The following is a 10,746-nucleotide window of genomic DNA, read 5'->3' as shown; positions in this document are numbered from 1 at the left end:
CTCCGCTGCCGTGCAACTGGCCTACGCCACAGGCGCCACGGTGTACGCGACCACCGAAGGCAGCAAGCTGTCACGTGTCGAACACCTGGGCGCCGACGTGGCCATCGACTACAAAAACGAGGATTTCGCCGCAGTCATCGCCGACAAAACCCAAGGGCGCGGCGTCGATGTGATCATTGATTTTATCGGCGCACCCTACTTCGCCCGCAACATCGCCTCGCTGGCCCACGGCGGCCGCCTGGTGCAGGTCGGCATTCTTGGCGGCGGCGGCAAGGTCGACGTGGAGCTGGAGCACATCCTCTACCGGCACCTGCAAATCATCGGAACGGTGATGAAGTCGCGCACCCAGCCGGAGAAGCACGCGATGATCCAGCGCTTTCGCGACCACTGGCTGGAACGCTTCGCCGGCGCTGCGAGTCTGGAACCGGTGGTGGACAGCACCTTTCCGTTGTCCCGCGCAGCCGATGCCCATCGGCGGATGGAGTCTTCGCAGAATGTCGGGAAGATTATTCTGACGATGCGGCCGGAGGATTTGCGCTAAGGCAGGTCGATCAAATCTGGCCTTGCACCGTCCTGTTGCAAGGTCAGCGGCCAGCGCACTCAAGACTTAACACTGATCCCGCGAGCAGCAAAGACTTCACGCGCAGCGGTTATACCGTTCAAGGCGCTGGGAAACCCTGCGTATACGGTCATTTGCAAGATCACATCGACCACCGCCTCCGGCGTGCACCCGACGTTCAGGGCGCCGCCGATATGCACTTTCAGTTGTGGCTGGGCATTGCCCAGTGCGGTCAGTGCCGCAACGGTTGCCAACTCACGAGTGCAGTGATCGAGACCGGGGCGGGCGAAGACATCGCCGTAGGCAAAACTCAGAATCCAGTCCGCAAGCTCTGGAGCAGTATCCTTCAATGAATCAACCACTGCCTGACCAGGTCCGCCAGTGATCTGCGTCAGAGCGGCTTCTCCGCGCTCTCGACGATCAGTCATCTCCACCGGCGCTGCGACACCGGTCACGCTTGCGCCAATCAGTGTGGCGGACAGCAAGCGGTTGAAGCCGGGAAGTTTACGGATCATGGTGATGCTCCTTTTGCTCGAGTTGGTGGTAGATCTGAATCTTGTTATCCAGAACCTCCAGGGACTGGCTCAACTGGCTGATCTGCGCTTGCACGTCCCGGCGATGCTGCTCGAGAAGCTCGCGGCGTTCTGCCAGGGTCGAGTCGCCTGATCGACGCAATTCGGCATACCGCAGCATTTGCTGGATCGGCATTCCGGTCGCCTTCAGCCGGAGCAGAAACTCGGCCCACAGCACATCCTTCTCGGCGTATACCCGGTGGCCATTGCCACCGCGCCCAACCGGATCGAACAGCCCGATGCGCTCGTAATAGCGGATCGTGTGAGCGCTCAAATCAAGGCGTTTGGCCAACTTTGAAATTGTCAGTTCTGGATTCATGTCATCACCGTAAAGGTTTGAGTGCGCTCTAAGTCAATGGCTATTTTCAATCAGTGGAATCAGACAAATCGCGGGCACTATCCGCGCGGTCCGTCGCTATCAGTCTCGACGGTTCAACCGCTGTTATATTCGCTTTACCAGATATATGACTATGCGTATATTCGGTTATCCGTATCCATTGCTCGGCAATCATGCCGCCGCCTTTCACCATTACGCGTCACGACATCCGCAAGCGCATCAGGCACTTCGTTTTGGTCAAGACAAAAGCTTTTGGAGGACGTATGACAGAACCCATGACCCCCACCACCTTGTTCAAGTGCCTGGCCGACGACACCCGAGCCAAAATTTCCCTGCTTGTCGTGAGCCAAGGTGAACTCTGTGTATGCGAGCTGACGGCAGCGCTCGACCTGAGTCAGCCGAAGATTTCTCGTCATCTGGCGCTGCTGCGCTCTGCCGGTTTGCTGTTGGATCGTCGCCAGGGTCAATGGGTGTACTACCGGGTGAATCCTGATTTGCCCGCGTGGGTGGCTGCAGTTTTGAAGGAAGTGGTAGACGCCAATCAGCAATGGCTGGAAACCGAGGCCAAGCGCCTTTGCGGCATGAGCGACCGTCCGATCAACCAAGCCGTGTGCAACTGATTCACGCCCAACCGGATTAATGAAATGCTGATTGCCGTATTGATCTTTATCGCCACCATCGTCCTTGTCATCTGGCAGCCCAAGGGACTCGGGGTTGGCTGGAGTGCGACGCTCGGTGCCATCGTGGCGCTGCTGGCAGGCGTCGTTACCCTTGCAGACATACCCGAGGTCTGGCGCATCGTCTGGAATGCCACTGGGACATTCATCGCGGTCATCATCATCAGTTTGCTGCTTGATGAGGCAGGCTTTTTCAGGTGGGCTGCATTGCACGTGGCTCGGTGGGGAGGCGGAAGCACCCGCAGGCTGTTCGCATTTATCGTCCTGCTGGGTGCGGCTGTGTCGGCACTGTTCGCCAACGACGGAGCGGCATTGATCCTCACTCCCATCGTAATCGCGATGTTGCTGGCGCTGCGTTTTTCTGCCGCCGCGACGTTGGCGTTCGTCATGGCCGCTGGATTTATCGCAGATACGGCGAGCTTGCCATTTGTGGTTTCCAACCTGGTCAACATTGTTTCTGCCGACTACTTCAATATCGGCTTCAACGAATATGCTTCGATCATGGTGCCGGTAAACATCGTCAGCGTGGCGGCGACATTAGCCATGCTGCTGTGGTTTTTCCGCAAAGATTTACCAAAGACCTATGACCTCAACCAACTGGACAATCCGGATGACGCAATCCATGACCGTGCCACTTTCGTAGCCGGCTGGTGGGTGCTGGCACTACTGCTGATCGGCTTCTTTGTCATTGAGCCATTGGGGGTGCCAATCAGCGCCATCGCAGCGGTCTGTGCATGCATTCTCTATGTCATCGCGGCTCGTGGTCATGCCATCAACACAAGCAAGGTGCTCAAAGAGGCGCCATGGCAGGTGGTGATTTTTTCTTTGGGTATGTACCTGGTTGTTTATGGCCTGAAGAACGCCGGCCTGACCGACCACATCGCGCAGATCCTGAACGTGTTCGCCGGTTATGGCGTCTGGGGCGCGTCCCTTGGTACAGGGCTGCTGACAGCATTGCTGTCTTCGATCATGAACAACATGCCCACCGTTCTGGTAGGCGCCTTATCCATTCATGCCGCCGAAGTCGACGGTGTAGTCCAGCAAGCGATGGTTTACGCCAACATCATCGGCTGCGACCTGGGCCCGAAGATCACCCCGATCGGGAGCCTGGCCACGCTGTTGTGGCTGCACGTGCTCGCCCGGAAAGACATCACGATCAGCTGGGGTTACTACTTCAAGACCGGGATCGTGCTGACCTTGCCCATTCTCGTCGCCACATTGTCCGCCCTGGCACTGCGCCTAAGTTTCTGAATCAAGGAATCGTCTGATGAAAATCCTGTTCATGTGCACCCACAACAGCTGCCGCAGCATTCTGTCCGAGGCGCTTTTCAACCACTTGGCGCCCGAGGGTGTAGAAGCCGTCAGCTCGGGAAGCTTTCCCAGTGGCCGGGTGAATCTACGGGCATTGCAAACGCTGGAGGCGGCGGGCATCTCCACGGCAGGCTTGAGCAGCAAGGCTTCGGATGCTTTTGAGGGCTCGCCTCCCGACATCGTCATTACCGTCTGCGATCGCGCTGCTGGAGAAGCATGCCCGATCTTCTTCGGCCCAGCCCTGAAGGCGCATTGGGGGCTGGCCGACCCATCTGAGGCTAGCGGGTCGGAAGCCGAGATCACCGCTGCATTTGAAACCACACTGGCCAAAATCCACGAGCGCGTGAGCGCATTTCTTGCGCTGCCACTGAAGACCATCAGCGCTGAACAGTTGAAAGCTGAACTGAACCGCATCGGTTCGCTTTAAAGATCAACCGAGGCGGCGCCCCTCCACGCGCCGCCGCAGGAGTTCATATGCAAGATACATTGCCGAACGTACACGCCGACCTGATCGACATTCCTACGCTGGAGCAGCTGTCTCCTCGCAATCCTTCGCAGCATAAACCTCGCATTCTGCTGTTATACGGATCGACGCGAGAGCGCTCATTCAGTCGTCTGGTCACGCAAGAAGCGGCACGCCTGCTGAAGGAGTTTGGCGCCGAAACCAGGATTTTTGACCCTGCGGGTCTGCCGCTGCCTGATGACGCACCCGACACGCATCCCAAAGTCGTGGAACTGCGCGAGCTGATGCAATGGTCAGAGGGTCAGGTGTGGTGCTCTCCCGAGCGTCACGGCTCCATGAGTGCCGTGTTCAAAGCGCAGATCGACTGGGTTCCGCTGGCACTGGGCGCTGTACGACCTACGCAAGGCAAATCCCTTGCTGTGATGCAGGTCTGCGGCGGCTCGCAGTCCTTCAACGTGGTCAATCAGTTGCGGGTACTTGGCCGCTGGATGCGGATGTTCACCATCCCGAACCAGTCTTCCGTGGCCAAGGCATTCACCGAGTTCGATGAGGCCGGACGTATGAAGCCTTCCGCCTACTACGACCGCTTGGTAGACGTGATGGAAGAATTGATGAAGTTCACGCTGCTCTTGCGAGATCGTCAGGATTACCTGGTCGACCGTTATTCCGAGCGTAAGGAATCCGCCGAAGAGCTGTCCAGACGTGTCAACCAGCGTTCGATTTGATGCCCGTGTGCGGAACCGGTATGAGCCGCACCACGATCTTTCACAAGTTGAGGCCTTTGCGCCGGGAGGATGCTGGTGAGTCAGAATTCGAAACTTGATGTCGTGGTCGTTGGTGGTGGCCAATCCGCGCTGACTGTCGCTTATTTTTTGAAGCGCACAGGCTTGTCTTACGTGCTGCTGGATGCCGAGCCGGGACCAGGAGGCGCCTGGCGGCATGGCTGGGATTCGCTGCGGCTCTTCTCGCCGTCGGCATGGAGTTCGATTGCAGGCTGGCCGATGCCGGCCCTGTCCGAGGGGACGCCCGGGCGGGACGACGTTGTCCAATACCTGACTCAGTACGAGCGCCGGTATGACTTCCCCATCATCCGCTCCACGCGGGTGACCCGTGTCGAGAAGATCGAAGGCGGCTTGCGTGTTATCTCAAAGGACAACCACTGGGACGCCAAAGCGGTTATCAGTGCAACTGGCACCTGGAGCTGCCCATTCGTACCGGACTATCCCGGCGAGGCATTGTTTGCAGGCAGGCAGCTTCATTCCGCTCATTACGTCGGGCCGAACGAGTTTGCGGGTAAAACCGTCCTTGTCGTCGGTGGCGGCAACTCGGGCGCCCAGATTTACGCCGAGGTCTCCAAAGTGGCTCAGGCAACCTGGGTTACGCAACAGGCCCCAACGTTTCTACCTGATGAGGTGGATGGACGCGTCCTGTTCGAACGCGCTACTGCTCGATTGAAGGCGCAGCAGGATGGCGTGGAGCCTCAACAGCCCGTTGGAGGGCTGGGCGACATCGTCATGGTGCCACCGGTCAAGGAAGCTCGCGAACGCGGTGTATTGAGCGCGGTACGGCCGTTCACGCGTTTCACTTCGACAGGGGTTGTGTGGTCATCGGGAATCGAGACAAAAGTGGACGCTGTCATCTGGTGCACGGGATTTGCTCCGGCGCTCGACCACCTGAACAACCTGGGCGTTGTAGGCCGGGATGGCAAAGTGATTGTGGACGAAAGCCGAAGCGTTGCGATACCCGATTTGTGGCTGGTGGGTTACGGCGACTGGACGGGCCTCGCTTCTGCCACATTGATCGGCGTAACCCGCACCGCTCGCGATGTAGTCAGGCAAGTGCAAAGCTATCTCTCTGGCGGAACCTGATTGCTCGCGGCGCCGTGAAGCCATAAGGTCGCTAGCCTGTAAATCATCTTCAGCGAGCAGAATCAGGCAAATCGCCAACAGTATCCGCCTAACGCCGATACCGCCCTGCCCCCTAATCTGAACCCATGCAGAACACACCACTGCAACGGGTTAACCAGAGACTGATCTGAACGACCCGGACCTCAATCGAAATTTGACCGGAGTCACCGCCATGAAAACTGTAAGCCAACTGATCGCTATCGCCACCTTCGCTCTCAGCGCCAGCGCATTCGCCGTACCGAGCAATCAGGAAGATCGTTTCTTCACCCAGGTCAGCGAACCACAGCAGACTGTTGCTGCCGATGGCTCGGAACGTACGCCGCAGCGTCAGGCTCTGGCTGAAAACGGCCGCAACCGCCTCAAGGAACAAGGCCTGGTTGAAGACGGCTATGACAAGACCCCACAAGGTCAGGCCATCGCTGCCGACGGCTCAGACCGCACCCCACTGGGTGAGGCCCTCGCCGCTGATGGATCGGACCGTACACCGGGCCGTCGCGCAGCATAAGCGCGTGATGCTGAGACAGGAAAAGTCCTGCGGGTTTGAGACCTGCAGGACTTTTCCGCTTTTTGAGGCAAGACCTGGAAAACCCTATTGATAGGAACAGGCAATACTTCGATCCGATTCGGCATCGTCCACCAGCGTTATCCGCCCTAGCATGGCCTCTCCAATTGCCTCTTGGAGTACAGATCCATGAAGACTCTTTTCATCACCGGTGTCAGCAGCGGCTTCGGCCAGGCGCTGGCCAAGGAAGCGCTCGCTCAAGGTCACAGGATTATCGGCACAGTGCGCAGTGAATCCGCGCTGGCAGCCTGCGAAGCGCTGTCGCCCAAGCGCGCGCATGGGGTGCTGCTGGACGTTACCGAATTCGATGCCATCGATAGGGTGGTTGCGGCTGTGGAGGATCGTCACGGCCCGGTGGACGTGCTGGTCAACAACGCAGGTTATGGCCATGAGGGGATTTTCGAAGAGTCATCGCTGGAGGAAATGCGTCGCCAGTTCGACGTCAACGTGTTTGGCGCAGTGGCGGTGACCAAGGCGTTTGTCCCGTATTTCCGCCAGCGCCGCGCGGGGCATATCCTCAATATCACTTCGATGGGCGGCCATATCACCATGCCCGGGATCGCGTATTACTGCGGCAGCAAGTTTGCGCTTGAGGGTATCTCCGACACCTTGAGCAAGGAGCTTGCGCCCTTCAATATTTTTGTCACCGCTGTGGCGCCGGGGTCATTTCGCACCGATTGGGCAGGCCGCTCGATGCAACGCACGCCGCGTAGCATCAGTGACTACGACGCAAGCTTCGATCCGGTGCGCAAGGCCCGGGAGGAGAAAAGTGGCCATCAGCTGGGCGATCCGCAGAAAGCTGCACGGGTCATGCTGACGATCATCGACAGTCCAAACCCGCCGGCTCACCTGCTATTGGGCAGTGATGCGCTGGCGCTGGTGCGTGACAAATTGCAGCGCACGGCGGAGAGTATTGAGCAATGGGCAGCGCTTAGCCGCTCGACGGATGGCTGAAAGATCAAAAGCACCCTCACCCCAGCCCTCTCCCGGAGGGAGAGGGAGCCGATCGCGGGTGGATTCAACTCCTGAGCCTGCCTCGAAGATTTCCGCAGGGCTTATTACTCTAGAACAGCGCGGTCAGCATTCGGCGCGATATTTCAGGTCGGCAGATCCCGATCAAACACCACGGTCAGTCCCCTCTCCCTCTGGGAGAGGGCTAGGGTGAGGGCTCTGTCTGACACCCCGCCAATCAGCCAGACAGGTTCAAACCCGCCTTTTCACAAGGAAACCCACAGCCCATGCCGAAACCGAAAGACCTAATCACAGCGCGCATGGTCCAGCTAATGAGCAAGCTCGCCCCGCTGGAAGGTTACAACCTGAGCCCGCTGGACGATGTGCGTTTCCTGCGTTCCAACCGACCGCTGACCCGCACGCCGGTGCTGTACGAGCCGGGCATCGTGATCCTTTGTCAGGGGCGTAAACGCGGTTATCTTGGCGATGAAGTCTACGTCTACGACGCTCAGCATTATCTGGTGGTGTCGGTGCCGGTACCCTTCACCATGGAAACCGACGCCAGCGAAGCCGAGCCAATGCTCGCGGTGTACGTGCGCCTGGATTTCGCTTTGGCTGGCGAGCTGATTCAGCAGGTCGATGAACTGTGGGATTTCCCCAGATCCCAACCGATGGGCATGTACGCCTCGCCTCTCGACGAACCGCTGCGCCGGTCAACCCTGCGTTTTCTTGAAGTGATGAGCGACGATGCCGACGCGCAAATCCTCGGCCCGGCGATGCTGCGCGAGCTCTACTACCGTATCCTCACCGGCGAACAAGGCGGCACCCTGCGTGCCGCCATCGCCCAGCAAGGTCAGTTCGGCAAAGTGACCCGCGCCATCCACAAGATCCACAGCTGTTATCACCAGCATCTCGACGTAGAAACCCTGGCCGAGGAAGCGCAGATGAGCGTGCCGAATTTTCATCTGCACTTTCGCAAGGTCACCGACTCCTCGCCGATGCAGTATCTGAAGTCGACGCGGCTGCACCAGGCGCGATTGCTGATGCTGCGTAACGACCTGACCGCGGCAAAAACTGCATTTCTGGTCGGCTACGAAAGCGCCTCGCAATTCAGCCGCGACTTCAAACGCCTCTTCGGCCGCACACCGCTAGCGGAAGTTGCGTGGATGAAACAGGCCTATGCGCTGCCGGCACCGACGACTGCTTCGCCGTTTGTGTCGTCGCACTGACTTCACCCGCGTCTTGAACAAACAGAAATCCACATTGAAGGGAAGAAAGTGAATCTGAGAGCTGAGATCGAAAACGCATTTGGACCCCAGGCATTCGCCCGTCCGCTTTTCTATTCCTGGCCGGGAGGATTGCGTTTCGAACTCTCCGAAACGGGCGGAATGATCGAGCAATTCCTGACCGCTATGCGCAAATCCATATCCATCTGCGGCGACATTTTCCAAGGGGACGCATCGTTTGTAGCGTGTCTGCGCATTCATTCCGGTCGCAATCGATTCGCCCATCGCAGCACTCTTCGCGCCCTTAAATCTGCTGGAATCGACACTCCATCAGCGCTGTGCATCTGGAGCGAAGAAATAGACAACGAGGAATGGTTCAGTGAGGAAGAGCCGGAATATTGGGTCAACGTCGCCTTCGAAGCGTCTGTGGCGAGCATTCAAGCACTACTCTGGTGCGCATTGGCCAAGGACTTCGGTGCTATGCAACCGCGTGCGAACTGTGCTGTCTACCTGTTCAATCTGCCCAAGCGAGTCATGATCTTTCCCTATGACGACAGAGGCATGGACGTGGTTGGAGCCAACACCGAACTACTTTTGCAGCTTTATCAACGTCATCATGCCTGGTTGCTCGACCCTGACCGGGCAGCGATGGAAGCCACATTCGGCAGGCTTAAACGTTAGATGAACGCTATCGTTTCAACTTCTTCGCCATGATGATCGTGCGCTCCGTCTGATGAAACTCATCTCTGATTTTCTTGAAGCCGAGCGAAGCATAGAAGCCTTCTGCGGTGACTGAGGAAGGAACGCGCAGCAAGTTGAAACCTGTGTCCATGGCGAGTGATTGAATGCTCTTCATCAGCTGTCTTCCAACACCCATTCCTTGAAAGTCCGGGTCGACAAATACGCTTCGAACAACGTCTTGATCGAGACTTGCCGTTGCGACGATTTGACTCTCGAGCGTAGCGACCAGCACCTGACGCTCAGTCAAAAAACGAAGGATGTTCGAGGGCAAAAAACTTTCAATCACTCGATCAATGATCTCGGGTGGATAGTCGCGAGCATTGCTCTCACGGAGCGTCTTGATGATCGTTTCACTGATAGCCGATGCATCCGCATCCCTCGCAATGTGAATTTGAATATCCATCCCGTAGCCCCTTGCTGGTCAGTTCCGTGTACAGCACTTATCGCAGCAAATTCCCCATCCGCATAGTGCTTGCCCCCTCCTGTGTTTCCCCGCCCAATCAAACAGGTCAGCCACCTGCATCAGGATGGGATCATGAACACCACGGCCATTCCCGAAGGTTTCACACCATTCACCCGCAGCAGTCCGTTGCTGGATCTGCTCGGCCCGATCTACGCCAGAGGTCAGGGGCTGCACTTGGAATTGGGTTTACTGACCGACTCCCGCCACGCCAATGGTCGCGGCACTTTGCATGGTGGTGTATTGGCGACTTTGGCCGATGTCGGCATGGGCTACGCCATGGCCTTCTCCAGCGATCCGCCGCAGCCGTTGATCACGGCGAGCATGACCCTGGATTATCTCGGTGCGGTGCAAATCAACGAGTGGCTCGAAGTGCGTCTTGAACACTCCAGAAAGGGCCGCCAACTGGCGTTTGCTGGCGTCAGTCTGCACGTCGGTGAGCGAACGGTTGCGCGCGCCAGTGCCGTGTTCGCGGTGCCGCTGAGCTGAAGCGCGAAACCTCAGTCTGACGCTTCAGAATCATCCCGCGCTGGAACAGGAATTTGCCATGAGGGTTTCTTGCCGATCTGGCTATCGAACGTGCGTCGCGCTTGGCGGAAACCCTCGACGTTTTCCACCACCCAAGTCCAGATCGGCGACATCCGCACCAGCAAGCCCATGCCCAATGGCGTCAGCTCGTACTCGACGTGCGGCGGCACCTGGTCGAGCTCGCGCCGGGTCAGCAGGCCGTCGCGTTCCAGCGCACGCAGGGTTTTGGTCAACATGCGCTGAGTCACGCCGGTCATCTGCCGTTTGAGCTCGGCATGGCGCATCGTGCCGTACACCCCCAAGGCATGCAGGATGCCCAAAGACCAGCGACTGCCGGCGTGCGCGAGCACTTCGCGGCGCACGCCATCATCGTCTCGTCTGAGCGTCTGGCAGATCGCTTCTGCCTCACTGAGCGCTTGCTGATCAGTCATTTCTTCACTTGGTATCACGCG

15 protein-coding genes are annotated in these 10,746 nt (G+C 58.1%); 11 read left to right on the top strand and 4 right to left on the bottom strand.

Annotated elements, in window-relative coordinates; translation table 11 throughout:
- The coding region (locus tag OC605_RS27180; RefSeq protein ID WP_262140402.1) for a zinc-binding dehydrogenase at positions 1-541 on the top strand (541 nt) is incomplete at its 5' end.
- Positions 542-600: 59 nt separating this feature from the next.
- Here the strand turns inward: OC605_RS27180 and OC605_RS27175 are convergent.
- Both OC605_RS27175 and OC605_RS27170 read right to left on the bottom strand, forming a co-directional pair.
- Positions 601-993: a carboxymuconolactone decarboxylase family protein gene (locus OC605_RS27175; protein WP_371857522.1), complete on the bottom strand. Its 393-nt coding sequence runs from the start codon at positions 991-993 to the stop codon at positions 601-603.
- Positions 994-1,063: 70 nt separating this feature from the next.
- Entirely contained in the window at positions 1,064-1,450 is a 387-nt protein-coding gene (locus tag OC605_RS27170) for a MerR family transcriptional regulator (RefSeq protein WP_016774345.1), read from the bottom strand.
- Positions 1,451-1,731: 281 nt separating this feature from the next.
- Here OC605_RS27170 and OC605_RS27165 point away from each other — a divergent pair, with 281 nt between their 5' ends.
- The 9 genes from OC605_RS27165 to OC605_RS27125 all read left to right on the top strand — a co-directional run bounded on the left by OC605_RS27165 (position 1,732) and on the right by OC605_RS27125 (position 9,246).
- Complete coding sequence (locus tag OC605_RS27165) at positions 1,732-2,088, top strand: metalloregulator ArsR/SmtB family transcription factor (protein WP_122610110.1); 357 nt, start codon at positions 1,732-1,734, stop codon at positions 2,086-2,088.
- Positions 2,089-2,112: 24 nt separating this feature from the next.
- The gene (locus OC605_RS27160; RefSeq protein ID WP_262140400.1) at positions 2,113-3,396 is read left to right on the top strand and encodes an arsenic transporter; all 1,284 of its coding nucleotides are present in this window, start codon (positions 2,113-2,115) and stop codon (positions 3,394-3,396) included.
- 16 nt (positions 3,397-3,412) lie between these two features.
- Positions 3,413-3,883 carry an arsenate reductase ArsC gene (locus OC605_RS27155; protein WP_186568984.1) on the top strand — a complete coding sequence of 157 codons (471 nt, stop codon included), beginning with the start codon at positions 3,413-3,415 and terminating at the stop codon, positions 3,881-3,883.
- Positions 3,884-3,930: 47 nt separating this feature from the next.
- Positions 3,931-4,644 carry an arsenical resistance protein ArsH gene (gene arsH / locus OC605_RS27150; protein ID WP_262140399.1) on the top strand — a complete coding sequence of 238 codons (714 nt, stop codon included), beginning with the start codon at positions 3,931-3,933 and terminating at the stop codon, positions 4,642-4,644.
- A 69-nt stretch (positions 4,645-4,713) separates the two neighbouring features.
- A complete protein-coding gene (locus OC605_RS27145; protein ID WP_262140398.1) occupies positions 4,714-5,787 on the top strand; it encodes an ArsO family NAD(P)H-dependent flavin-containing monooxygenase in 1,074 nt (357 codons plus the stop codon).
- Between the two features lie 211 nt (positions 5,788-5,998).
- Complete coding sequence (locus OC605_RS27140) at positions 5,999-6,331, top strand: hypothetical protein (protein WP_262140397.1); 333 nt, start codon at positions 5,999-6,001, stop codon at positions 6,329-6,331.
- Positions 6,332-6,517: 186 nt separating this feature from the next.
- The gene (locus OC605_RS27135; protein WP_186568981.1) at positions 6,518-7,342 is read left to right on the top strand and encodes an oxidoreductase; all 825 of its coding nucleotides are present in this window, start codon (positions 6,518-6,520) and stop codon (positions 7,340-7,342) included.
- Between the two features lie 284 nt (positions 7,343-7,626).
- Complete coding sequence (locus OC605_RS27130; protein WP_262140396.1) at positions 7,627-8,568, top strand: AraC family transcriptional regulator; 942 nt, start codon at positions 7,627-7,629, stop codon at positions 8,566-8,568.
- Between the two features lie 48 nt (positions 8,569-8,616).
- Complete coding sequence (locus tag OC605_RS27125) at positions 8,617-9,246, top strand: DUF3885 domain-containing protein (RefSeq protein ID WP_262140395.1); 630 nt, start codon at positions 8,617-8,619, stop codon at positions 9,244-9,246.
- 7 nt (positions 9,247-9,253) lie between these two features.
- Here the strand turns inward: OC605_RS27125 and OC605_RS27120 are convergent, their stop codons facing one another.
- Entirely contained in the window at positions 9,254-9,709 is a 456-nt protein-coding gene (locus OC605_RS27120) for a GNAT family N-acetyltransferase (RefSeq protein ID WP_262140394.1), read from the bottom strand.
- Between the two features lie 132 nt (positions 9,710-9,841).
- Here OC605_RS27120 and OC605_RS27115 point away from each other — a divergent pair, with 132 nt between their 5' ends.
- The gene (locus tag OC605_RS27115; protein ID WP_217863652.1) at positions 9,842-10,255 is read left to right on the top strand and encodes a PaaI family thioesterase; all 414 of its coding nucleotides are present in this window, start codon (positions 9,842-9,844) and stop codon (positions 10,253-10,255) included.
- Between the two features lie 11 nt (positions 10,256-10,266).
- Here the strand turns inward: OC605_RS27115 and OC605_RS27110 are convergent, their stop codons facing one another.
- Positions 10,267-10,725 (bottom strand): winged helix-turn-helix transcriptional regulator, encoded by a 459-nt coding sequence (locus tag OC605_RS27110; protein WP_186568978.1) that lies wholly within the window; start codon positions 10,723-10,725, stop codon positions 10,267-10,269.
- Between the last annotated feature and the right edge of the window lie 21 nt (positions 10,726-10,746).

The organism is Pseudomonas sp. Marseille-Q5117, assembly GCF_946901175.1.
Taxonomy (GTDB): domain Bacteria; phylum Pseudomonadota; class Gammaproteobacteria; order Pseudomonadales; family Pseudomonadaceae; genus Aquipseudomonas; species Aquipseudomonas iranensis.
The sequence above is the reverse complement of the archived record's forward strand: the minus strand, read 5'-3'. Positions and strand labels throughout refer to the sequence as shown.